The 24,568-nt window shown below is 60.6% G+C and carries 21 protein-coding genes; all 21 read left to right on the top strand.

What is annotated here, in order from left to right; genetic code table 11:
- The first annotated feature begins 7 nt into the window (after positions 1-7).
- The 21 genes from AC1D19_RS04735 (at position 8) to fliS (ending at position 24,561) form a co-directional block, all read left to right on the top strand.
- Positions 8-3,598: a glycosyltransferase gene (locus AC1D19_RS04735; protein WP_477762538.1), complete on the top strand. Its 3,591-nt coding sequence runs from the start codon at positions 8-10 to the stop codon at positions 3,596-3,598.
- Between the two features lie 279 nt (positions 3,599-3,877).
- Positions 3,878-4,651 carry a glucose-1-phosphate cytidylyltransferase gene (gene rfbF / locus AC1D19_RS04730; RefSeq protein WP_477762537.1) on the top strand — a complete coding sequence of 258 codons (774 nt, stop codon included), beginning with the start codon at positions 3,878-3,880 and terminating at the stop codon, positions 4,649-4,651.
- The gene (gene rfbG, locus AC1D19_RS04725; RefSeq protein WP_477762536.1) at positions 4,633-5,715 is read left to right on the top strand and encodes a CDP-glucose 4,6-dehydratase; all 1,083 of its coding nucleotides are present in this window, start codon (positions 4,633-4,635) and stop codon (positions 5,713-5,715) included. The genes rfbF and rfbG overlap by 19 nt, the downstream gene beginning before the upstream one ends.
- Complete coding sequence (locus tag AC1D19_RS04720; protein WP_477762535.1) at positions 5,712-6,272, top strand: dTDP-4-dehydrorhamnose 3,5-epimerase family protein; 561 nt, start codon at positions 5,712-5,714, stop codon at positions 6,270-6,272. Before rfbG ends, AC1D19_RS04720 begins: the two co-directional genes overlap by 4 nt.
- A complete protein-coding gene (locus tag AC1D19_RS04715) occupies positions 6,269-7,495 on the top strand; it encodes a methyltransferase domain-containing protein (RefSeq protein WP_477762534.1) in 1,227 nt (408 codons plus the stop codon). Before AC1D19_RS04720 ends, AC1D19_RS04715 begins: the two co-directional genes overlap by 4 nt.
- The gene (locus AC1D19_RS04710) at positions 7,492-8,613 is read left to right on the top strand and encodes a DegT/DnrJ/EryC1/StrS family aminotransferase (protein ID WP_477762533.1); all 1,122 of its coding nucleotides are present in this window, start codon (positions 7,492-7,494) and stop codon (positions 8,611-8,613) included. Before AC1D19_RS04715 ends, AC1D19_RS04710 begins: the two co-directional genes overlap by 4 nt.
- Positions 8,610-9,275, top strand: coding sequence for an acetyltransferase (locus AC1D19_RS04705; protein ID WP_477762532.1), 666 nt, complete (start codon positions 8,610-8,612; stop codon positions 9,273-9,275). The genes AC1D19_RS04710 and AC1D19_RS04705 overlap by 4 nt, the downstream gene beginning before the upstream one ends.
- 30 nt (positions 9,276-9,305) lie before the next feature.
- Positions 9,306-10,034, top strand: coding sequence for a cephalosporin hydroxylase family protein (locus AC1D19_RS04700; RefSeq protein ID WP_477762531.1), 729 nt, complete (start codon positions 9,306-9,308; stop codon positions 10,032-10,034).
- 52 nt (positions 10,035-10,086) lie between these two features.
- The gene (locus AC1D19_RS04695; RefSeq protein WP_477762530.1) at positions 10,087-13,011 is read left to right on the top strand and encodes a glycosyltransferase family 2 protein; all 2,925 of its coding nucleotides are present in this window, start codon (positions 10,087-10,089) and stop codon (positions 13,009-13,011) included.
- A gap of 126 nt (positions 13,012-13,137) precedes the next feature.
- Positions 13,138-14,328: a UDP-4-amino-4,6-dideoxy-N-acetyl-beta-L-altrosamine transaminase gene (gene pseC, locus AC1D19_RS04690; protein ID WP_477762529.1), complete on the top strand. Its 1,191-nt coding sequence runs from the start codon at positions 13,138-13,140 to the stop codon at positions 14,326-14,328.
- Positions 14,328-14,948 carry a pseudaminic acid biosynthesis-associated methylase gene (locus AC1D19_RS04685; protein WP_477762528.1) on the top strand — a complete coding sequence of 207 codons (621 nt, stop codon included), beginning with the start codon at positions 14,328-14,330 and terminating at the stop codon, positions 14,946-14,948. Before pseC ends, AC1D19_RS04685 begins: the two co-directional genes overlap by 1 nt.
- Complete coding sequence (gene pseF, locus AC1D19_RS04680) at positions 14,945-15,652, top strand: pseudaminic acid cytidylyltransferase (protein WP_477762527.1); 708 nt, start codon at positions 14,945-14,947, stop codon at positions 15,650-15,652. The genes AC1D19_RS04685 and pseF overlap by 4 nt, the downstream gene beginning before the upstream one ends.
- Positions 15,649-17,154: a UDP-2,4-diacetamido-2,4,6-trideoxy-beta-L-altropyranose hydrolase gene (pseG, locus tag AC1D19_RS04675; RefSeq protein WP_477762526.1), complete on the top strand. Its 1,506-nt coding sequence runs from the start codon at positions 15,649-15,651 to the stop codon at positions 17,152-17,154. The genes pseF and pseG overlap by 4 nt, the downstream gene beginning before the upstream one ends.
- Positions 17,147-18,199, top strand: a complete 1,053-nt coding sequence (pseI, locus tag AC1D19_RS04670; RefSeq protein ID WP_477762525.1) for a pseudaminic acid synthase — start codon at positions 17,147-17,149, stop codon at positions 18,197-18,199. The genes pseG and pseI overlap by 8 nt, the downstream gene beginning before the upstream one ends.
- Positions 18,200-18,425: 226 nt before the next feature.
- Entirely contained in the window at positions 18,426-19,352 is a 927-nt protein-coding gene (locus AC1D19_RS04665) for a ketoacyl-ACP synthase III (protein ID WP_477752404.1), read from the top strand.
- Between the two features lie 90 nt (positions 19,353-19,442).
- The gene (locus AC1D19_RS04660; RefSeq protein WP_477762524.1) at positions 19,443-20,735 is read left to right on the top strand and encodes a motility associated factor glycosyltransferase family protein; all 1,293 of its coding nucleotides are present in this window, start codon (positions 19,443-19,445) and stop codon (positions 20,733-20,735) included.
- The gene (locus AC1D19_RS04655) at positions 20,732-20,998 is read left to right on the top strand and encodes a hypothetical protein (protein ID WP_477752406.1); all 267 of its coding nucleotides are present in this window, start codon (positions 20,732-20,734) and stop codon (positions 20,996-20,998) included. The genes AC1D19_RS04660 and AC1D19_RS04655 overlap by 4 nt, the downstream gene beginning before the upstream one ends.
- 242 nt (positions 20,999-21,240) lie before the next feature.
- Positions 21,241-22,092: a flagellin domain-containing protein gene (locus AC1D19_RS04650; protein ID WP_057715895.1), complete on the top strand. Its 852-nt coding sequence runs from the start codon at positions 21,241-21,243 to the stop codon at positions 22,090-22,092.
- 72 nt (positions 22,093-22,164) lie between these two features.
- Positions 22,165-22,518 (top strand): flagellar protein FlaG, encoded by a 354-nt coding sequence (locus AC1D19_RS04645; RefSeq protein ID WP_477752407.1) that lies wholly within the window; start codon positions 22,165-22,167, stop codon positions 22,516-22,518.
- An 82-nt stretch (positions 22,519-22,600) separates the two neighbouring features.
- A complete protein-coding gene (gene fliD, locus AC1D19_RS04640) occupies positions 22,601-24,037 on the top strand; it encodes a flagellar filament capping protein FliD (protein ID WP_477762523.1) in 1,437 nt (478 codons plus the stop codon).
- Between the two features lie 128 nt (positions 24,038-24,165).
- Positions 24,166-24,561 carry a flagellar export chaperone FliS gene (gene fliS, locus AC1D19_RS04635; protein WP_151213381.1) on the top strand — a complete coding sequence of 132 codons (396 nt, stop codon included), beginning with the start codon at positions 24,166-24,168 and terminating at the stop codon, positions 24,559-24,561.
- The last annotated feature ends 7 nt before the right edge of the window (positions 24,562-24,568 follow it).

Here is a 24,568-nt window from a genome sequence, read left to right as displayed (position 1 = left end):
GCCCGCCGTGAATTCACTTCCGCTTGTCAGCCTGGTCATTCCCGCCTTCAATCCACGCTTTTTCGGTCGTGCCTTGCACACGGCTGTGAACCAGAGCTACGGCAACCTGGAGATCATCGTTTGCGATGACAGTCGCGGGCATGAGATCGAAGAGATCGTGGCTTCGGTGGTCGAGCAGGGCGCGACCGTACGTTATGTGCGAAATCCGCGAACCCTGGGGCTGGTGGGTAATCTGCAAGCCTGCCTGGAAGTGGCGCAAGGCGAGTACATCAAGTTTCTGTGTGATGACGATCAGTTGTTCTCGGCCTGCATCGAGCGTCAGGCCCAGGTGCTGATCGACTGTGCTGACGTCAATCTGGTCGTGGCCCAGCGTCTGCTCTGGGATGCCGACGACATGCCGCTGCCGTCGCGCCTGGAAAACACTCCGCTTTCCCCGGTGGGCGGAGTGTTCAAGGGCGAGGACCTGCTGGCGATCTTCGAAAACTTCCCGGTCAACATTCTCGGTGGCTTCAGCAACGCGATGTTCCGGCGGGCTGACGTGCTCGAACTGTTCCCGGCACTGACGCAGCCCGGCCATTGTTTCGTCGCGACCCTCGATTTTGCCTTGTACGTCTGCCTGATGCGGCGCGGCAATCTGGCGGTGTCCAATCATGTGCTCGGCGTCGAGCGCCTGTACCCCGAGCGTCTGAGCGGCCAGCAGTCGATGAAAGACGCGGCCGAAACCGAGCGGCAATGGCTGTCGCAGATGCTCAAGGCCCGTGGCGGCGAATCTGCGCCGGCCCAGGGTTGGGTGCGCTATGTGCCACTGACCAAAGTGGACGAGTCACCGCGGGTTTGGGAAGAGTTGCCGCTGAGCCGGACCCTGGGCACCAAGCAGACCACCCAGGATTGGCATGTCGGCATCGCCAGTGTCAGTTTCGCGCAACTGTATGCCCAGTGGCTGGCGTGCCGCACGCTCACCGACGGTCAGCGCGAGTTGCTGGCGGATACATTGGAGGCTTGGCCAACCCGACCCAAAATCGTTCCGGTCATCATCGATGAGCAAGGCAGCCGTTCGGCGCTGGAACTCACCCTGCAATCGCTGGAGGATCAGGATTACGCCCCTGAACTGACACTGGTGCTGTCGGCATCCTGCACTGAGGCCGCGCTGGATGAGCGTGTGTTCCGCTTGCCGCTGCAGGACGATTGGCAGCAGCAGATCAACGCCCTGTTACCACAACTGGAAGGCACTGGCTGGTTCTATCTGCTGCGTGCCGGTGATCGTCTGGTGGCGCCGGCCTTGCTGGTCATGGCTGAACGCATTGCGCTGTCGCGCTCGCTGACCTGCCTGTACAGCGACGAAGGTGGGCTGCATCAGGGTGAGTCGGCCGAGCCTGCATTCAAGCCGGACTTCAACCTGGACCTGATGCGCAGCTATCCCTACGTGGGGCGAGCGCTGGCATTCGAGCGCGAACAGTTCCTGGCGCTGGGCGGGTTCGATTCGGTGTACGGCGAACTGGCGCCACACGATATGTTGTGGCGAATGGTCGAGAGTGCTGGCACGCATGTGGTCGGGCACATTTCAGAGGTGTTGCTGGAGTCGGCGTTCGACCTGGCCAAATGGCTGTCGCTGCCGCAAGTGATGGACACCAATCCGCGGTTACTCGAGGCGCACTTGCAGCGCCTGGGTGTCGCCCACGACATTCGTGAGGGCAGTTCGGCGCTGCTCAATCGAGTCGACTATCAGCATGCTGATCGGCCGCTGGTGTCGATCGTGATCGTCAGCAAGGACCAGACCCTGGCATTGCAACGTTGTGTCGAGAGTCTGCTGGAGAAAACCGCCTACGGCGAATACGAGTTGCTGTTGGTGGACAACGGCAGCGAGAGCGTCGAGGCGTTCGACTGGTTCGCCGGCATGGCGCAATTGGGCAGCGAGCGGATCCGGGTACTGCGCTGCGAGTTGCAGGGTAATGCGGCGGCGCGTAATTTCGCCGCGCAGCAGGCCGCTGGCGAGTACGTGCTGATGCTCAACCCCTACACGGTGATAACCCAAGGTGAATGGCTGGGCGAGCTGCTCAATCATGCGCAACGTCCGGAAGTCGGCGTGGTAGGCGCCAAGCTGTTCAACCCCGATGGCCGCGTGCTGCATGCCGGCCTGATACTCGGGTTGCAAGGGCCGGCTGGCGTGCCGTTCCATGGTGAGTCGCTGCAGGCGGCGGGGTACATGTACCGCTTGCAGGTCGCTCACAATTTCAGTGCCGTCGGCGGCGATTGCCTGATGGTGCGCAAGGCGGTCTTTGACGCGGTCGGCGGCCTGGACGAGCAGGGCCTGGCGCAGTCCCTCAATGAGGTGGATCTGTGTTTGCGGGTTGGCCAGGAAGGTTATCTGGTGGTCTGGACGCCTCACGCGCAACTGGCGTTGGGCGCGCAGCCGGCGGTGGTTGCGCGAGAGGGTGACCAGGCTCGAAGCGAGCAGGAGCAGGAAGTTTTCTATAAGCGCTGGCTGCCGATCGTGGCCCGTGATCCGGCCTACAACACCAACCTGGCGTTGCAGGGATTGGGCGGGGCAAGCTTCAGTCTCGAGCCCGGCTTGCGATCCGGTTGGAGCCCGTTTTCCAGGGCGCAGCTGCCGAAGATTCTCGCGTTGCCGGTCAATGCGTCTGCCATCGGCCATTACCGGGTCACGCAACCGTTGATCGAGCTGGAGGCCGCCGGCAGGGCGCACGGGCGCATTCATTACAACCTGCCGACCATCATCGAAGTCGAGCGCCATTCGCCTGACGTGATCATCCTGCAGGGGCGCTATTCCGAAGGTCCGATCAACGAAATCCCGAGCCTGCAAAAATACTCCGGTGCGCGGCGTATCTATGAGCTGGATGACTTCGTGATCAACGTCCCGCACCGCAATGCGCATATCCGCAATATGCCGGGCAAGGATGAAATGGAAAAACTGGTGCGGCGCGCCATCGGCATGTGCGATCGCGTGGTGGTCTCCACCGAGCCGCTGGGTAACGCGCTGTCGGACATGCATCAGGACATTCGCGTGGTGCCCAACATGTTGGCGTCGCACTTGTGGACCGACCTGCGCAGTCAGCGCAGAACCTCGAAAAAGCCCCGGGTCGGCTGGGGCGGCGGCACCAGCCACCACGGTGACCTGGCAGTGATCGCCGATGTGGTTCGCGAACTGGCCAATGAAGTCGACTGGGTCTTCTTCGGCATGTGCCCGGACGATCTGCGCCCGTACATGCATGAGTTCCACGGGGTAATCGGGCTGGATGTCTATCCGGCGAAACTGGCCAGCCTGAACCTGGATCTGGCGTTGGCGCCGCTGGAGTTCCACATCTTCAACGACTGCAAGAGCAACCTGCGCCTGCTGGAGTATGGCGCTTGCGGTTACCCGGTGATTTGCACCGACACCGAAGCCTATCGCGGCTACCTGCCGTGCACCCGGATCAAGACCAACTCCACGGATGAATGGCTGCAAGCGATCCGCATGCATCTGGACGATCCGGATGCCAGCTATCGCATGGGCGATGAGTTGCGCGAGATCGTGCTGCGTGACTACGTGCTGCGCGGCGACAATTTGCGTTACTGGGAAAATGGCTGGCTGGCGGACTGACCGTTCGCGCATCGATCCCGACCAGGCAGGCGACGTTGAGTCGCCTGCCTTTTTTTTGCCGCCAGACTTTGCAATCAGCGTTGAAGATGCCCGCCAAGCATTGCCCGGTAGCGGATTGAAAGAGCTGGCGCGTTTCCTGCAAGTCCCCCTTATATCGCCATAAAACGAGCACTTCCGGTGAGCCCGGACGTGCCCTGAACGGCGGCAGGTTTAACCCGGATGGCCCGCAAAAGCTTGATACAGCTTGGCTGAGCCCTGTGACGAACAAGAGGGGAAGGGATGAAGGCAGTTATTTTGGCGGGTGGCCTGGGTACGCGGATCAGCGAAGAGTCGCACCTCAAGCCCAAGCCAATGATCGAGGTCGGCGGCAAGCCAATTCTCTGGCACATCATGAAACAGTACTCCGCTCACGGGATCCACGATTTCGTGATTTGCCTTGGCTACAAGGGCTATGCGATCAAGGACTTTTTCGCCAACTACTTTCTGCACACCTCCGACGTCACGTTCGACATGTGCAACAACCGCATGGATGTTCACCAGAACTACAGCGAGCCATGGCGCGTCACGCTGATCGACACCGGCGAAGAGACCATGACCGGCGGCCGTTTGCGCCGCGCCCGACGCTACCTCGAAGACGAACAGGCGTTCTGCTTTACCTACGGCGACGGCGTGTCGGACCTCAACATTGGCGCGTTGGTGGATTTCCATCTCCAGCACGGAAAACTGGCGACCGTCACCGCAGTACAACCACCCGGCCGCTACGGCGCGCTCAATCGCGATGGCGACAAGGTCCTGGGCTTCACTGAAAAACCTCGCGGCGATGGTGGCTGGATCAATGGCGGGTTCTTCGTCCTGTCGCCCAAGGTGCTGCCGTTGATCGACGGCGACGAGACCTCGTGGGAGTCCGGGCCGCTGGATGGTCTGGCCGAGCGCGGCGAACTCATGGCGTTCCAGCACGACGGTTTCTGGCAACCGATGGACACCCTGCGTGACAAAAACCACCTCGAGGCGTTGTGGCAGAGCGGGGAGGCCCCATGGAAGCAATGGGACTGAGCCCGCAATTCTGGCGCGGCAAGCGGGTGCTGGTCACCGGCCACACCGGTTTCAAGGGCAGTTGGCTGACGTTGTGGCTGCAAAGCCTGGGTGCCGAAGTCAGCGGGTTTTCCCTCGATCCGTCCACCGAGCCGAGCCTGTTCGAACTGGCCCGCGTTCACGAAGGCATCAATGATCAGCGCGGCGACTTGCGTGACCTGGGCGCTTTGCTGGAACTGATCGCCGAGACCCGGCCGGAAATCGTCCTGCACCTGGCGGCACAGCCGCTGGTGCGCGAAGGTTATCGCGACCCGTTGGGCACGTACTCCAGCAACGTCATGGGGACGCTCAACCTGCTCGAAGCGATCCGCCAGGTCGGCGGCGTGCGTGCTTGTGTGCTGGTGACCACCGACAAGGTCTACGCCAATCAGGAATGGCTGTGGCCGTACCGCGAAAACGAAGCGTTGGGCGGTCACGATCCCTACAGCAGCAGCAAGGCTTGCTGCGAATTGCTGGCGCAATCCTATGCCGCCTCGTTCTTTGCGCCGCAAAAGCACGCCGAGCATGGTCTGGCGTTGGCCACGGCCCGTGCCGGCAACGTACTCGGTGGTGGCGATTTCGCCCCGGAGCGGTTGATTCCCGATGTACTCAAGGCCTGGTCGGCGGACGAGCCGGTGACCTTGCGTTACCCGCAAGCCGTGCGCCCGTGGCAGCACGCACTGGAACCGCTGGCTGGCTATCTGCAACTGGCAGCCGGCCTGTTTGAGCAAGGCCCGCAATTCGCCGGGGCGTGGAATTTCGGTCCCGGCGAAGCGGACATGTGCAGCGTCGGTGAAGTGGTCGAACTGCTTGCCAGCCGCTGGCCGCAGGCACGCGGGCTGCGCATCGAACCGAGCGATTTGCATGAGGCCGGCCTGCTGCGCCTGGACAGCAGCCGCGCCCGTCAATTGCTCGGCTGGCAACCGCGCTGGTCGTTGCAGCAGTGCCTGACCCAGACCCTGGATTGGCATCTGGCGTGGCAGAACGGCGATGACATGCGCGCCATCAGCCTGGCGCAATTGAACCTGTACCGAGGCGCGCTGTGAGTGAATTTCTGCTGAAGGCATTGCCGCTGAGCGGTTTGTTCTGCGTGCAGCACAAACGCTTCGAGGACGAGCGCGGGCACTTTTCCCGGTTGTTTTGCGAAGGCAGCCTGAGTGCATTTGGCCAGGCGTTTCATATCCGCCAGATCAATCACTCCTGCACCCGCGAACGCGGCAGCGTGCGTGGCCTGCATTACCAGAATGCCCGTGCGCCGGAAGCCAAATTGATCACCTGCCTGCGCGGTGAAGTCTGGGATGTCGCGGTGGATCTGCGTCCCGACTCCGAGACCTTCCTGCACTGGCACGCTGAACACTTGCGTGCCGGCGATGGCCGCAGTCTGTTGATTCCGGCCGGGTTCGCCCACGGCTTCCAGACCCTGAGTGCCGACGCCGAGCTGCTTTACCTGCACAGCAACGACTACACGCCGGAACACGAAGGCGGGTTGTCGGTGCTCGATCCACGGCTGGCGATTGCCTGGCCGTTGCCTGTCAATAATCTGTCGGTGCGCGATGCGAGTCATCCGGCGCTCGATGAACATTTTGCCGGAGTGCGTCTATGAACTGCCGTGGTTGCGCCACTGCGCTGACCCTGCCGCTGATCGACCTGGGCACCTCGCCACCGTCCAACGCTTATGTGCGTGTCGACCAGCTGGAGCAGGCCGAACAATGGGTGCCACTGAAGGTTGCCGTGTGCCAGCAATGCTGGCTGGTGCAAACCGAGGATTACACCAGCGCCGACAGCCTGTTCGATGCCGAGTACGCCTATTTCAGTTCGTTCTCCAGCACCTGGCTGGCCCATGCCGAGCGTTATGTGGCCGAGATGGTCGAGCGCTTCGGCCTGAGCGCCGACAGCCGTGTGGTGGAAGTTGCGGCCAATGACGGTTACCTGTTGCAGTACGTGGCCAGGCGCGGCATCCCTTGCCTGGGCGTCGAGCCGACCCGCAGCACCGCGCAAGCGGCGCGGGAAAAAGGCCTGGAGATTCGTGAACTGTTTTTCGGTCGCGACACCGCCGCGCAGTTGAAAAACGAAGGCTGGGGCGCCGACCTGATGGCTGCCAACAACGTGCTGGCGCATGTGCCGGACATCAATGATTTTCTCGGCGGTTTCGCGACCCTGCTCAAACCGACGGGCGTGGCGACCTTCGAGTTCCCGCAGTTGCTGACCCTGATGGCCGGCCAGCAGTTCGACACGCTGTATCACGAGCATTATTCCTACCTGTCGCTGACTGCTGTGCAGACCTTGTGCGAGCGCAATGGCCTGCAAGTGTTTGACGTCAGCCAGCTCTCGACCCATGGCGGTTCGTTGCGGGTGTTCGTGCAGCGACTGGATGGCGAGCGTCGCGAAGTGCAACCGGCGGTCCGGCAACAACTGCAGGCGGAACTCGTCGCCGGGGTGAAAACCCCTGGGTTCTACGCGACCCTGGCGCCCGCCGCCGAGCGCATCAAGCATGACCTGCTGCGCTTCCTGTTGCAGGCCAGGGCCGATGGCAAACGCGTGGTCGGCTACGGCGCCGCCGCCAAGGGCAACACCCTGCTCAACTACGCCGGGGTCAAGCCGGACCTGCTGGCCTGGGTGGCCGATGCCAACCCGCACAAGCAAGGCAAATACCTGCCCGGCAGCCGCATTCCGATCGTGTCGCCGGCACAGATCGACATCGAAAAACCGGACTACGTGCTGGTACTGCCGTGGAACCTGCTGGATGAGATCACCCAGGCCTTTGCCGGCATTCGTGCATGGGACGGTCGTTTTGTCATTGCCATTCCCGAGTTGATCATTCGATGAGTCGAATTCATTACACCAAACCCAGTGTCGGTGAGCTGGAAGCTGACTACGTACTCGATGCCGTCCGCCATGGTTGGGGAGAGCGCTGCTACGAGTACCTGACGCGCTTCGAAAAGTCCTTTGCCGAGCACGTGGGTGCGACGTACGCGATTGCCACGTCCAGTTGCACCGGCGCGCTGCACATGGGCATGGCGGCGCTGGGCATCGGTGCCGGCGATGAGGTGATCCTCGCCGATACCAACTGGATCGCCTCGGCCGCGCCCATCACCTATCTGGGCGCGACGCCGGTGTTCGTCGACGTACTGGCCGACAGCTGGTGCCTCGACCCGCAGCAGGTTCGCCAGGCGATCACCCCACGAACCAAAGCGATTCTGGCGGTGCACCTCTACGGCAATCTCTGCGACATGGATGCGTTGCTGGCCATCGGTCGCGAGTTTGGCCTGCCGGTCATCGAAGACGCCGCCGAGGCGATTGGCTCGCAGTGGCGTGGTCAGGCCGCCGGTTCCCTGGGCGCGTTCGGCGCGTTTTCCTTTCATGGCACCAAGACCATGACCACCGGCGAAGGCGGCATCTTCGTGACGTCGGACAAGGTTCTGTATGACCGTGTGCTGACCCTGTCCAACCATGGCCGCGTGGCCGGCAGCAGCAAACAGTTCTGGCCGGATTTCCTCGGTTTCAAATACAAGATGAGCAACTTGCAAGCCGCCGTCGGTTGCGCGCAGGTTGAGCGGATCGACGAGTTGATCGAGCGCAAGCGTGCGATCTTCGCCAACTACGCCGGCGTCCTGGTTGCATTGCCGGGCTTGTCCATGAACCCTGAACCGGAACACGCGCGCAACGGTTACTGGATGCCTACCGTGGTCTTTGACCGCGAGCTGGGGATCACGCGGGACATGTTGAGCGCCGCCTTCCAGGCCGCCGATATCGACGCGCGGGTGTTCTTCTGGCCGCTGTCGTCCTTGCCGATGTTCAGCGAACTGACGGCCGACTCACCCGTGGCGCATGCGCTGCCGGAACGCGCGATCAATCTGCCGAGTTACCACGACATGACCGATGACGATCAGCACCGGGTCATCGAGGTGCTGCGCGCGCTGGTACTCAAAAGGACCCGGCTATGAAGGTTTACCTGCTGGGGGCGGCCAATCCTGAAGCGGTACGGATGATCCTCACCCTGCAACGCAGCCAGCCGGACGTGCAATTCGCCTTTCTCGATAACGATCCGGCGAAACAAGGCACGCTGTTTCATGGCGTGCCGGTGGTGGGTGGCACCGACAAGGTGGCCGAGCTGAAAGGCCCCGACACACGCTTTGTCAATTTGATCACTGGCAGCACGGCGCTGCGTTACCGGACCACCTGCGAGATCGTCGAGGCCGGTGGCAGCCTGGGTAACTTCATCCACCCGGGCATCGATCTGACGATGATTACGATGGGCGTCGGCACGTATCTGCAAGAGGGCGTGATCATGCAGGCGCAAGTCAGCCTGGGTGACAACACCAGTATCAGCGCCGGCAGCCTGGTCGGGCATGAAGGGCAGATCGGCCATTCGGTGTTCATGGCGCCGGGCGTCTGCATTGCCGGTTGTGTCGAGATCGGTGACGGCACCTTTATCGGCACCAACGCCACGATCCTGCCGCGATTGCGCATCGGTCGTTGGGTCACCATCGGTGCGGGCGCCGTGGTGACCAGAGACGTTCCAGACTATGCGGTTGTGGTGGGCAGCCCCGCCAGGACCATCAAGACCAATCCTGCTTCCTTTCAAGACGGTCGGGTTTTCAAGTAACCACCGCGACTAATTTCCGGAGAGTCTGTAATGAATCCTCATGAGCAGTTTCGTGAAGAAGTAAAAGAGAACATCGAAGGCCTGCGACAGGACAAAGCCTTGCAAGCCACGTCGCTGGATTGGGTTGGCACGACCGCCAGACATAAGTACACCTACAACTTCAGCTGGATGGGCCGCCCGATCATTCAGTTCCCCCAGGACATGGTCGCCATGCAGGAAATCATCTGGGCGCTGCGGCCGGACATCATCGTCGAGACCGGTATCGCCCACGGCGGCTCGCTGGTGTTTTACGCCTCGATGCTGGAACTGATCGGCCACGGCGAAGTGCTGGGCGTCGACATCGATATCCGCCAGCACAACCGTGAGGCAATCGAAGCGCACCCGATGAGCAAGCGGATCCGGATGATCCAGGGTTCGAGTATCGATCCGGCGATTGTCGAACAGGTTCGCCAGCGCGTCGAAGGCAAGAAAGTGCTGGTGGTTCTGGACTCCAACCACACCCACGAGCATGTGCTTGAAGAACTGCGGGCCTATGCGCCGATGACCTCGGTAGGCAGCTACTGCGTGGTGATGGATACCGTGGTGGAAGACATGCCCGAAGACGCCTTCCCGGACCGCCCGTGGGGCAAGGGCGACAACCCGAAAACCGCGGTATGGGCTTACCTGGAAGAAAACCGCGACTTTGAAATCGACCAGGCCATTCACAGCAAGCTGCTGATCACCGTCGCGCCGGATGGCTATTTGCGTCGCGTGCGGTAATCGACAAGACATCGTTGGGTTTTTTCGGCGATACGCCGTTGTGGGGAAAGGTATGCAAGGCAAGAACAATTCTGAACACGGGTTGGCACTCAACGAACAGTTGACCGTGGTGCTGATGTCTCACGAGCGGCCGGCATTTTTGCGCCGGGCGGCACGTTTCTACAGCGGCTTGCCTTGCAGGATTCTGGTTCTGGACTCTTCGACCGAAGGCCAGCCAAGCCTGGCCGGGCAGTTTGAAAATGTGGATTACCAGCATGTCCCGCAGTTTGGCTACTGGGGCGTTCGCGCCAAGCTGGCTTTTGGCGTGGAGCAAGTGACCACGCCGTTCATGGTGTTCGCCGCCGACGATGACTTCCATGTGCATGACGCCCTGCGCGCCGCCGTGGCATTCATGGAGGCCAATCCCGATTACGGCCTGTGCCACGGTTACAGCATGATGTACCTGTCGCAACCCAACAGCGTCAGCTACTTTCGGCGTGACAAGAAGGTCTGCGAGGACTATTCGTCCGAGAATGCCGAGGAGCGTGTACTGGATTACATGCACCAGTACCTGCCGCCTTTCTATGCCGTACAGCGTACCGACCTGGTACGTGACTGGTATCAGGTGATGCCTCAGGATACGTCCTTCCAATGGCAGGAAATCGGTCACACGTATTACATGCTGGCGCGGGGCAAGGCGCGGATTCTGCCGATCCCGTATGTCGTGCGGGAGATGAACTACGGGTACTCGGACCACAACACCGAGATCTTCCACACGCTGGCTCATACCGATGCCAAGACGGTCGCCGAGCGTGAAGCCTTTGCCGCGTTCCTCTTCGGGCTGCCGACTCAAGTTCAAGGCGAGAACCCGGAGCAAGGCAAACAGTTCGCGCTGCAAAGTTTTGAAGCCCTGGCCGATAGCTTGCGCACCGGTCGCGCACTGACCACCGAGCTGATTATCGAGTCCGCCTGGACGAGCGTCGAGAAAGGCCCGGAGCGCCGTTTCGGCCCCAAGCAATACGTCGAAATGCCGTTCTACAATCAGCAGTTTTTCGATCAGTTGACCCAGTTCGAATTCCTGTTGCACGCCATGCCGGCCGGTCGCGTTCAGTTGGCAGGCCTGGAGGGTATCTGGACCCGCCAGCAGAGCCTGATGCTGGCGCGTAACAATGACACGCCGGAAAGTGTGGTCGACCGTTTGTGGCAGGCCCACGACAGTAATGTGTTCAACCGCACGGTGGTCAAGCGTCTGGTGGCTCAGCTGGAACTGCTGGGCGAAGAAGAAGAGGCGCAGCCCCTGAACGACTGGGCTGCACGTCTTGACGCGGTGTCGGTCGAGGGCAACGGTGCGACGTTCGACAAGATGCTCTCCGGTCGTTTGCTCAAGTGGCTTGCGCCCCGTCAGCCGGATGCACTTGAGGCTGAGTCGATCGCCCAACACCTGGCGGCCAACGACGGTGGTCCACAGTTCGGGATCTTCCTGCTGGACCTGGATAACGATATCGACAAGCTGCAAGTCTCTCTCGACAGCCTGCTCGAAGGTCACAGCAAGGCGTTCAGGATTGTGGTCTTCACCACCGGTGAAGCACCGGCGGCGACCACGGCGCAGAACACCCTGCACTTTGTCCGGGTCACGCAAAGCAACTACGTCGACAAACTGAACCAGAGTGCTCGTCAATCGACGTGCGACTGGCTGCTGCTGGCTGAAGCCGGCGACGAGTTCACTGCCGGTGGCCTGTTGCGTGCCAGCCTGGAATTGCTGGCCGCCGCAGACTGCCGCGCCGTCGCCACCGACGAAATCCTGCGCACCGCCGAAGGCGCACTGGTGGACGTGTTCCGCCCTGGCTTCAATCTTGACTTGCTGCAAAGCCTGCCGGCCTTGATGGCGCGTCACTGGCTGATCCGCCGGGAAGTGTTCATTGAAGTCGGCGGCTACCAGCCTGACTTCAGCAAGGCCCTGGAATTCGACCTGCTGCTGCGCATCATCGAGCAGGGTGGCCTCAACGGGCTGGCCCACCTGGACGAGCCGTTGCTGATCAGCCAGGCACCGGTGCTGGAAGAAAACGCCGATGAGCGCCTGGCGTTGCTGCGTCACCTGGGCAATCGTGGCTACAAGGCCAAGGTCACTTCGACGGTGCCTGGCACTTATCATATCGACTACCGCCACACCGAGCGCCCGCTGGTGTCGATCATCCTGCCGGCCGGGGATGACCTGGCGGCCCTGCAACAGTGCCTGCAAGCGGTCTTGCTGCGTACCCGCTACATCCAGTACGAAGTGCTGATCGCGCTCAACCCCAATCAGTCAGCCGAGGTCAACGATTGGCTGGGTACTTACCAGCATCCGAAAGTCAGCGTGCTGCGTGCCGACCAGACCCTTAGCGACGCGGCGTTGTACAACACGGCCAGCCAGCAGGCGCAGGGCGAGTACCTGGTGCTGTTGGCCGCCGACAGTGAAGTGGTCAACCCGAACTGGCTTGAGTCGCTGCTCAATCACGCCCAGCGTCCGGAAGTCGGCGTGGTCGGTCCCAAGTTGATCGACCGCGACGGCAAGGTCACCCAGGCCGGGCTGATTCTCGGCATGAACGGTGGTGTGGGCTCAGCCTTTGTCGGGGAAAAACACGACGCCGAAGGTTACCTGCACCGGTTGGCCCTGGAGCAGAACTACTCGGCGGTGTCGAAGGTGTGCCTGATGGTGCATAAAGCGTTGTTCGACGACCTGGACGGTCTGGACAGCGTGACCTTCGCCGACGGCTTGAGCGACGTCGATCTGTGCTTGCGGGCCGGTCAGGCCGGTTACCTCACCGTGTGGACGCCGCTGGTACAGGTCATTCATTCGGGTGCAGTGCCACAGGCGCCGCAGGCCCTCGATGCGCTGCGTCACAAGTGGGCGCCAGCCTTTGCCCAGGACCAGGCCTATAACGCCAACCTGGCCTTGAGCGGCAAGGGCTTTGCCCTGGGCGAAAGTGCTTCGGTGAACTGGGCGCAGATGCTCGGTTAGGCCCGGCGAAAAGGTATAAGGGATTCAAGGCATGTTCAACGGTAATTCGATTTTCATCGCAGGCCGGACCGGTTCGTTCGGGCGTCAGATCATCCGGGACGCGCTGGTGCGTGCCTGGTTGCCAGCATGATTCCTTACGCTCGGCAAAGCCTCGATCAGGCGGATATCGACGCCGTGGTCGGTGTATTGCAGTCTGACTGGCTGACCCAGGGGCCGACCATCGAGCGCTTCGAGCGAGCGATGGCCGAACGCTGCGAGGCCGGTTTTGCCGTGGCGGTGTGCAATGCCACGGCGGCCTTGCACATCGCTTGCCTGGCGGCGGGGCTCGGCCCGGGCGATCGGCTGTGGACGACACCGAATACCTTTCTCGCTTCGGCAAACTGTGGTCGCTACTGCGGTGCCGAGGTGGATTTTGTCGATATCGACCCGCTGACCTGGAACCTCGATGCCGCTGCGCTGGCCGTCAAGCTGGAGCAGGCCGAGCGTGAAGGTCGGCTGCCGAAAGTCCTGGTGGCGGTGGCGTTCTCCGGGCAGAGCTGCGACATGCGCAGGATCGCCGCCCTGGCCAAGCGCTATGGCTTTACCGTGATCGAAGACGCGGCCCATGCTGCTGGTGCGTCCTACGCCGGGCGCCCGGTGGGTTGTGGCGAGTTTGCCGCGATGACTGTGTTCAGCTTCCATCCGGTGAAGATCATCACCAGTGCCGAGGGCGGCATGGTCATGACCAACAGCCCGGAGCTCGCCGAGCGTTTGCAACGCTTGCGCAGCCACGGCATGACCCGGGATCCGCAGCAAATGACCGGACCCAGCCACGGCCCCTGGTACTACGAACAGGTGGAGCTCGGTTTCAATTACCGCATTACCGACCTGCAAGCGGCCCTCGGTTTGTCGCAGTTGAACAAACTCGATGAGTTCATCGAGCGTCGGCGTGAACTGGCGGCGCGTTATGCGCGCTTGCTGGCGTATTTACCGCTGACCCTGCCCGCTGCACAACCCGAGGCCGAGTCGTCATGGCATCTGTATGTGGTGCGCCTGCAACTCGATCAGATCAATCTCACGCATCGTGAGGTGTTCGAGGGCTTGCGAGCTGCCGGGGTCGGGGTGAACCTGCACTATATTCCCGTGCATTTGCAGCCTTACTATCGTGATCTCGGGTTCGCCGAAGGTGATTTTCCGCAGGCCGAACGTTACTACGCTGAAGCCATCAGCCTGCCGTTGTACCCGTTGCTCAGTGATGAAGAACAGGACTATGTGGTCGAGCAGATGCGGCAGCTGATCGAAATAATCCAGCCATTGCGGCGGGTGGGAAATGTGTGATGCGTGAACTGACCGAGCAGGAAACTTTCTGGCAGGGCGAATTCGGCAACCAGTACGTTGACCGCAATCTCGGGCAGCCACTGGTGGCGGCTAACCTGGCATTGTTTGCCAAGGCGCTGACCCGGGTCGGGCGCATCGACAGCCTGGTGGAACTGGGCACCAATGCCGGCAACAACCTGCAGGCATTGCGGCAGCTGTTGCCACGCTGCGAGTTGTTCGGCGTGGAGATCAATGCCGGTGCTTGCGCCGCTGCCCAGGCGTTGGGTATTGCACAGATCTGGCACGGTTCGCTGTTCGATTTCCCCCGGGAACGCACCTTCGACCTGACCCTGAGCAAAGGCGTGCTGATTCACCTGGCGCCGGAGTTGCTGCCGGCCGCGTACGCGCAACTGTATGAGCTGAGCCAGCGCTACATACTGATCGCCGAGTACTACAACCCGGCGCCGGTCGAGGTCCCGTATCGTGGCAACAGCGGCAAGTTGTTCAAGTGCGATTTTGCCGGTGAAATGCTTGATCGCTATGACGACCTGCAACTGCTCGATTACGGTTTTGGCTACCACCGCGATCGGCAATTCCCGGTGGATGACATCACCTGGTTTGTCCTGGAAAAACGCCGTTGAACAACGTCGCCATCATCCCGGCCCGCGGTGGCAGCAAACGCATACCGCGCAAGAACCTCAAGCCGTTCGCCGGTGTGCCGATGATTGCCCGCTCGATTCAGGTTGCGATGAAGTCCGGGTTGTTTTCCCGGATCGTGGTCAGCACCGACGACGAAGAAATCGCCGGGCTGGCGCGGGACTGTGGCGCCCAGGTGCCCTTCATGCGCCCGGCGGCACTGGCCGATGACTTCACGGGTACCGCAGCGGTGATCGCCCATGCCCTGCAAGCACTGCGTGAGCAAGGGGAGACGTTTGATCGCGCCTGCTGCATCTACGCGACCGCGCCGTTGCTGCAATCGCGATTTCTTGCCCAGGGGCTAAGCCTGCTGGAACAGCATCCCGACAAGTCTTTCGCCTTCTCGGTGTGCGACTTTGGTTTCCCGGTTCAGCGAGCCCTGACCCTTGATGATCACGGCGCATTGACGGCACTGTATCCGCAGTATCGTGATACCCGCTCCCAGGATTTGTCGGTGGCCTATCAGGATGCCGGGCAGTTCTACTGGGGCCGCAGCGATGCGTGGCTGCGTGGCGAGGTGTTGTATTCACCGTACAGCCTGCCGGTTATTCTGCCGCGTCATCTGGTGCAGGACATCGACACGCCGCAGGACTGGAAACGCGCGGAGTACCTGTATGCCGCGCTCAAAGCCGGAGGTGAGCTGCAATGAGAGTGCTGATTCGTTCCGACGCCTCGCCGAACATCGGCAGTGGCCACATCGCGCGCTGCCTGTGCCTGGCCCGCGTATTGCGCAGGCAGGGCAGTCACGTGGCTTTTGCCTGTCGCCTGTTACCGGGGCATCGAGTGGAGGCACTGCGGGCCGAAGGTTTTGAAACCTTCGCGCTGCCCGAGCGCTACGAGGATGAAGACCCGCAGCAAGCCATCGAATCCATGCTGCCCTGGCAGGCGGACATCGCCGCGCTCGAGCCGCTGCTGGAACACCAGCCGGCGTTCGACTGGATCATTGTCGACCACTACGGCCTCGATCATCACTGGCAGACGGCTGCGCGGCGCTTTGCGCCACGGATCGCCGTGGTGGATGACCTCGCCACGCGGACCTACAGCGCCGATTTGCTGCTGAACCAGAATCTTTCGGGTACGCCAGAAGCTTATGCGTCGTTGCTGGCGCCAGGCTGCCGGACATTGTTCGGCCCCCGGTTTGCCATGCTGCGCGACGAGTTCCGTTGCCCGGCCATCGAAATCAAGCCCCAGGCCCGGCGTGTGCTGGTGAATTTCGGCGGTTTCGACGCGGCCATGCAGACCCATCATGCGATGCTGGCGCTGGCGGACTTTGCCGAGCTGGAAGTCGATTTTGTCGCCGGTGCGGGTAATCCGGCCTGGGCGCAGATGCAGGCGTTGGCGGCGAGTCGCCCGCATTGGCGCCTGCACAGTTTTGTCAGCGACTTTTATCGATTGATGACCGAAGCCGACCTGTTTGTCGGGGCGGGTGGTGGCACCAGTTGGGAGCGGGCGGCCATGGGGCTGCCGACGATTTGCATTGCCGTATCGAACAACCAGCAGGCCAACGGCGAGGTGATGGCGGCCGCGGGCGCCCATGTGTTCATGGGGGCCCGCGAGCATGTCAGCGTCGAGCAGCTGCGCCTGGCCATTGGCTTTGTCGCGGATAACCAGGGTTTGCGCCAGAGCCTGGCGCAACAATCTCGACTGTTGGTCGATGGTCGTGGCGCGCAGCGGGTAGCGGCGGCGCTGGCCGGCGCGGTGCTGAGGATGCGCCCGGCGACCTTGGGTGATGCGCAGTTGTTGTTCGAGGGGCGCAACACCGAGGCCGTGCGCCGCTCGTCGCTGGAGACCGGCGTGATCGAGTGGCCTGCGCATCAAAACTGGCTGACGGCGAGCCTGAGCAATCCCCGGCGGCTGTTGTTGATTGCCGAGGCCGATGACGGTCCGGTCGGTGTGCTGCGTTATGACCTGCGTGGCTTTACCGCCGAGGTGTCGATTTACCTGTTCGAAGGCCGGTTCGGCCTGGGCTGGGGCAGGGCGCTGCTGGACCGTGGAGAAACCTTTGTGAAGGCCCACTGGCCAGAACTGGAGTCACTCACGGCCCAGGTCTTGCCCGCTAACCAGCCGTCGCTGAAGGTCTTTCGCGAAGCCGGTTTTACCCAGAGTGCCTGCGCGTTCACGCGCGTATTGAAGGATCACACAGATGACTAGCTTCAAGATTGGCGAGCGTCTGATCGGTGCCGATGCGCCGCCATTCATCATTGCCGAGATGAGCGGCAACCATAACCAGTCCCTGGACATGGCGCTGCAAATCGTCGAGGCCGCGGCCAAGGCCGGTGCCCATGCGTTGAAGCTGCAGACCTACACCGCCGACACCATGACCCTGGACCTGGGCGAAGGCGAGTTTTTCATCAAGGACCCCAACAGTCTGTGGGCCGGTACTTCGTTGTACGCGCTGTACGAGAAGGCCCACACGCCCTGGGAATGGCATGCGCCGATTTTCGCTCGCGCCAAAGAACTGGGGCTGCTGGCGTTCTCCACGCCATTCGATGAGAGCGCCGTGGACTTCCTCGAAAGCCTCGACGTGCCGGCCTACAAGATCGCCAGTTTCGAAAACACCGATTTGCCGCTGATACGCCGGGTGGCCGCGACGGGCAAGCCGCTGATCATTTCCACCGGCATGGCCAGCATCGCCGAGCTCGATGAAACCGTGCGCGCCGCCCGCGAGGCCGGGTGCAAGGATCTGGTGCTGCTCAAATGCACCAGCACCTATCCGGCATCTCCCGCGAACAGCAATGTGCGCACGATCCCGCATTTGCGGGAATTGTTCGATTGCCAGGTGGGGCTGTCCGACCACTCCATGGGCGTCGGTGTGTCCGTGGCGGCGGTGGCACTGGGCGCAACGGTGGTGGAAAAGCATTTCACCCTCGAGCGTGCGGCCGGTGGCGTCGACGCCAGTTTCTCGCTGGAGCCCTCGGAGCTGGCCAGCCTGGTGATCGAAACCGAACGCGCCTGGCAAGCCATGGGACACGTGCATTACGGCGTCACCGAGGCGGAGCGCCAATCCCTGGTGTACCGTCGATCGTTGTATGTCACCCAGGACATGGCGGCTGGCGAGCCCTTCAATGCGACAAATCTGCGAGCCATCCGTCCGGGGCTCGGGCTGGCGCCCAAGCATGCGCAAAGCCTCCTGGAACGCCGTGCCCGTCAGGCTATCAAGCGTGGAACACCACTGGACTGGTCGTTGGTCGAATGACCCATTGCCGGGCTGATTCGGCAAAATAGCGTGACCTGCGAGTCATAACGGGCATCTTCACTGTATTGTATTGACCGGGAAGATGGCGCCTGACCCTTTATCGGGTTCAGTGATGGTCCTTTACGCTTCCCGGCCGTCGCCTTGGGGCGACAGAAATCCAGGTTTGTCGGCGCCCCTCGATTCCTGCGGGTGGTGGTATTGGGCTGTTTATTATTGGGAAGCCGTAATGATTGGCATAAAAAGCATTGCGAGCTACGTTCCTGTAGCCGGCGTGGACAATTACGCACAAGGTGCAAAATTCGAGAAGGATGAAGAATTCATCCTGGGCAAGATCGGTTCGGCTTTCCTGCCGCGCAAGGGCGTTGATCAGGAAACTTCCGATCTGTGCGTTGAAGCGGCCAATGCGCTGTTTGCCAGCAACCCTGATCTGAAACGTGAATCCATCGATGCGTTGATCGTCGTCACCCAGAACGGTGACGAAGAAGGCCTGCCGCATACCGCGGCCATCGTGCAGGACAAACTCGGCCTGCCGACCAGCGTCGCCGCGTTCGATATTTCCCTGGGCTGTTCCGGTTACGTCTACGGCATCTATGCGATCAAGGGCTTCATGGAGGCCGCTGGCCTGAAGAACGGCCTGCTGATCACTGCCGACCCGTATTCGAAGATCGTCGACCCGGAAGACCGTAACACCACCATGTTGTTCGGCGATGCGGCCACCGCGACCTGGATGGGCGAAAACCCGACCTGGGCACTGGGCAAGGCCAAGTTCGGCACCGATGGTTCCGGCGCTCCACATTTGAAAGTCACCGACGGCGTGTTTTTCATGAACGGTCGCCAGGTGTTCAACTTCGCACTGCTCAAGGTGCCGGCACATTTGCATGAGTTGCTCGGTGAGTCGCAATTGAGCGCGGATGACATCGACGCGTTCTGCATTCACCAGGGCAGTGCGGCGATTGTCGATGCGGTCGCGCGGCGCTTCGAAGAATGCCCGCAGAAGTTCATCAAGGACATGGTCGAGACCGGTAACACGGTGTCGTCGAGCATTCCATTGCTGCTGGAAAAGCATATTCTCGATTCCGAATGGAAGCGCGTTGCGCTCAGCGGTTTCGGTGTGGGGCTGTCATGGGGTTCGGCGATCATCTATCGTCCTTGAGTGAAAGTTTTTTAATAAAAAGGCCGGTACAAAAAAGCGCTCAAGGGTTAACCTTGAGCGCTTTTTTGCTTGTAGGGAATGCGAGGTAGCATGAGCGAATGCTTTGAAGACAATGCTCAGGTTATCCAGCGGCGCTGGCCGTCGCTGTATGCGCGATTGAATACGGAAGATCGCCTGACCATCGATGTTGACCTGATCGAAGGACGAGACTCGACGTTGTGTGTGGGCGGCATCCAGCTCACCAGCCGCCATGATCGCCTGCGCGAGGCCCGTTTACAGGCTGCCAGTCTTGCGTTCGACAAGCCTCATCTGCACGTCTACGGCACCGGTTTTGGCGATTTGCCTTCGGTTTTGCTGGAGCGTGCCGGGCTTGAGAAACTCTATGTCCATATCCTCAACGGCGCGCTTTTCGCATTGGTGTTGCAGCTGATCGATCAGCGCCAGTGGCTGGGCGATCCGCGTGTGCAATTGCTGTATGCCGGCGATCTGTCGGACATCTGCACACCGTTCTTTGCATTGCCTGCCGAGATGCTGCTGGCGGATGACTTCAGTGCGAAGATTCGTGATCGCCTGGTCAGCGAAGTGCACTTGAGTTTCAACAATCGTGAGTTCGACCCGCAGTCTCCCGTCATTCAGCAGCGCTTGCAGGACACCCTTGAAGTGCTGCTGGCCGATGATGATGTGGCACAGCTGTTTGGCACGTGTTCCGAGCGTGAAATCTATGTGATCGCCACAGGGCCCAGCCTTGAAGGGAATTTCGAGCGTTTGGCAGCGGTGCGCAATCAAACGCCGCGACCGCTGTTCATCAGCGTAGATACCGCTTACCGGCCCCTTCGCGAGCACGGAATCAAGCCTGACCTGGTCGTGAGCATCGATCAGCGCATCAGCGTGCTGCACTTGCCGGGCGAGGGCTCCGAAGGCATTCCGCTGGTGTACTTGCCTTTGAGCGATCCACACATGCTGAAGGCCTGGAAAGGCAAGCGTTATGGCGGTTATTCCGCCAGCCCGATCTACGCTGCGTTGCGTGAGCAACAGCCGCGTGCGCAGCTCTACGTCAGTGGCAGCGTGATCCATCCTGCGGTCGATCTGGCGGTGAAGATGGGCGCGCAGCGCATCACGCTTTTCGGTGCGGATTTTTCCTTTCCGATGAACCGCACCCATACCGGTTGGAACGATGGTGACCTGGGGCCGCCAGTGAACCAGGCCAGGCACTGGGTGCACGATGGTCATGGGCAAAAGGTCAAGACGCAATTGAATTTCCGCAGTTACCTGTGCGAGCTCGAGCGTTACATTGCCAGGCATCCCGAGGTGCTTTTTTTCAACAGCAGTCGGGCTGGGGCAATGATTGCCGGTACACAGTTCAATCAGGATTTCGTGCAATGAAGCCTCAAGTGAAAGGCATCGACGAGTACCGGCAGTGCGCTGGGCTTTTTCGCCTGGGACGTGATGTCGAAGCGGCATTGAACATGGTCGATCTGTTCGATGAGGCGCAGCGACTGTTTGCGCAGGCGCCCCAGGAGGTTCAGCAGGCGTGGGCCTTGATGCTCAGGCAGATGCTGGCCTGTCAGGAGCGCCAGGATTGGCTGGGGCTCGCCGACTTCATGGAATATGAGTTGATCGAGTTGCTCGAAAACCTGCCGGCTTGAGGGGTGGCGACAGCTTTGGCGCGGGCGTTTGTGGGCTGGACAGTTTTATGGCGTCATTTTTTCGCGGTTGAGGGGCGCTAAGCCCTTGTTTTCTCGGAGATGGCAGGGTGATGGCATTTTTTTTAAAAAAAGCCCTCAAGCAACCTGCCAACCCGACGATAACTATTACGAAGGTTCTCTAGGCCATACCCGGCGGTTGCCAGGGCCGGAAGCCGCAGTACCCAACCAACGAGGAATTCGTCATGGCTTTAACAGTAAACACCAACACCACGTCGTTGAACGTTCAGAAGAACCTGAACCGTGCTACCGACGCTCTGTCGACTTCGATGGCTCGTCTGTCTTCCGGCCTGAAAATCAACAGCGCCAAAGACGACGCCGCTGGCCTGCAGATCGCAACTCGCATGGCCGCACAGATTCGTGGTGGCAACCAGGCAGTGCAGAACGCCAACGACGGTATCTCCGTTGCCCAGACCGCTGAAGGCGCGCTGCAAGCTTCGACCGACATTCTGCAGCGTATGCGTGAACTGGCTGTTAAAGCACGTAACGGTACCAACAGCACTGCTGACCAGACCGCTACCAACTCTGAGTTCGCTCAGATGTCTGACGAGATCACTCGTATCTCTGCCTCTACCAACCTGAACGGCAAAAACCTGCTGGACGGTACGGCGGGTACCATGCAACTGCAAGTTGGCGCCAACACTGGTTCGGCCAACCGCATCGACCTGGTACTGAGCTCCAAGTTCGACGCCGTATCCCTGTCCGTAGGCAGCGGTACTGTTGTTCTGACCGGTGCGACTTCCGCTACCCTGTCTGCCAACATCGACAACGCGATCACCGCGATCGACGCCGCTCTGGCATCGATCAACGCCACCCGCGCAAACCTGGGTGCTTCGCAGAACCGTCTGACCAGCACCATCTCCAACCTGCAGAACATCGTGGAAAACACCACCGCTGCACAAGGCCGTGTACAAGACACCGACTTCGCCGCAGAAACCGCGAACCTGACCAAGCAGCAAACCCTGCAACAGGCTTCTACCTCGGTTCTGGCTCAAGCCAACCAACTGCCTTCCGCTGTACTGAAGCTGCTTCAGTAATTTCGGAATAAGTTTGAGCGGGGGAGTGTGCTGGTCACGCTCTCTCGCTTTTTACGTTAAGAGGTGATGGACATGGAGATGAGCGTAAAGCTTGGCGTGTCTTATCCGGCTCCCCAGCCAGCGAGCACCGTTTCGGATAAAGCGCCGGAAAAGCCTGAAGCCGCCAGCGTGACTCCAGCGGCGGATAAGAAACCGGATGCGGATGACGTCCACCTGAAGCAGGCGGTGCAGCAGATCGAAAAGTTTGTACAGTCGATCAAGCGCAATCTGGAGTTCTCGATAGACGAGCAGTCCGGAAAGGTCGTCGTCAAAGTGATTGCAAGCGAAACGGGTGAAGTCGTGCGACAGATCCCCTCCGCAGAAGCCCTCAAGCTGGCAGAAAGCCTGAGCAATGCGAGTCACGTATTGTTCGACGCCAAAGTCTGATAGCTGGCATGAATAGTGTTTGTACGTTATTGGGCGCAGGTATTGGTCAAAAGAGTGGCAGCAACCTGAAGGGAGACGAAAAATGGCAAGTCCAATTTTACCGGGTGCGGGCTTAGGCTCTGGCCTGGATATCGGTGCGATCGTCACTGCGCTGGTCAACGCCGACAAATCGGCGAAACAGACGCAGATCGATACTCAGACCAAAACCAACACGCTGAAGATTTCCGGTGTCGGTTCCCTGAAAAGCGCACTGACGGCCTTTCAGACGGCGCTGACCAATCTCGGTAGCAAGACCAATCCCGTGTTTGCGGGCTATACCGCCACTTCGGGTACCCCGTCGATTCTGGGTGCGACTTCCGACAACACCGCTGTTGCCGGTACCTACAGCGTTGTTGTGAATAACCTGGCCACCAGCTCGAAAGTCGCCAGTGCTTCTTTCGCCGGCGGTGCGGCCAGTGCCATTCCGAGTGGTACTTTGAAAATCAGTCAGAATGGCACTGATTACGATGTCACGATTCCAGCCAATGCGACTTTGCAGAGCACCCGGGATGCCATCAACACTGCGCAGGCGAGTAATGGTATTTCTGCCAACATCGTGACCGACAGCAGCGGTGCGTCACGGCTGGTGATCAGTTCCAGCAAGACCGGCGCGGGTTCCGACCTTACGGTCAGCGGTATCGCCGGCCTTGATATCGACGGCACCCAACCGATGGGCGCTAACCCTTCGGCTACCAGTTCGGGGGCTGTCAACGGGGTTGCGGTGGATGCATCGCTGACCATCGATGGCCTGGCAGTGACCAGCAAGAGCAATACGGTGACCGGCGCAGTCAGCGGCCTGACCCTGAACCTGGCGTCGGTGAGTCCAGGTACGCCGCCGGCTGCGGCGACCGTCACCGTCGCGACCAATACCGCCGGTTTGCAAACCTCGATCCAGTCGTTCGTTGATTCCTACAACACCCTGATGAACACCATCAACTCCCTGTCCAAGGCGACAGCGGATGCCGATGGCAGCCTGACGGTTCAGGCGGCGTTTACCGGCGACTCGATGTCGCGCACGCTGATTTCCGATATCCGCGGTGTGCTGACGGCTCCCGGGGCGGGCGGTCCATTGGCCGTGCTGTCACAGATCGGCGTGTTGACGAACGAGAAAACCGGCAACCTGGCGTTCAACACCACGGCGTTCAACGAGAAGATGGCCATCAACGGCATGAGCGGCCAGATGCAGCAGTTGTTCAACGGTAGTAATGCTACCAACGGCCTGCTGGCGCGCATGGGTACCGCAATCAAGCCTTATGTGCAGACGGGCGGGTTGCTGGACCAGCGCAATACCAACCTGCAGAGCGTGAGCAAGAACCTTTCAACTCAGCAGACTGCGTTGGACTTTCGTGTCGCCAACATGACCAAGACGTTGACCGCCAAATACAACGCAATGGACCTTTTGGTCGGGCAAATGAAGGCGACGGCGACGAACATCACCTCGTTCTTCACTTCCTTGAACGCCCAGAAGTCCAACAGCTAGTTTTAAGCTGTCGACAAAACCCGGCTACGCATTTTCGCGTGTGCCGGGTTTTTGTCTTTTGATCTAAAGTTTCCCGGTGCGCGGACGATACACTGGCTATACGAGTCATTGTGGTAATGAGGTAGAACATGAATCCAATGTTAGCCCTTCGGCAGTATCAGAAAGTGGGCGCGCACGCCCAGACGTCCGAAGCGAGTCCGCATCGTTTGGTGCAAATGCTCATGGAAGGTGGCCTGGACCGTATCGCTCAGGCCAAAGGTGCCCTGGAGCGCAAGGATATTCCCGGCAAGTGTGTGTCGATCAGCAAGGCGATTGGCATCATCGGTGGCTTGCGTGAAGGCCTGGATCTTGAAAAATGCGCCGATACCGTGGGCGAACTCGACAGCCTTTACATCTACATGATGAAGCGCCTGGCCGAGGCGAACATCAGCAGCGACCCGAGGATTCTCGATGAGGTCGCGGGCTTGCTGCGCACGGTGAAAGAAGGCTGGGACGGCATTGCTGCGCCAGGTCCGCAGTTCTAGGGAGATC

This window comes from Pseudomonas sp. P1_C12, assembly GCF_056406435.1.
The sequence above is the reverse complement of the archived record's forward strand: the minus strand, read 5'-3'. Positions and strand labels throughout refer to the sequence as shown.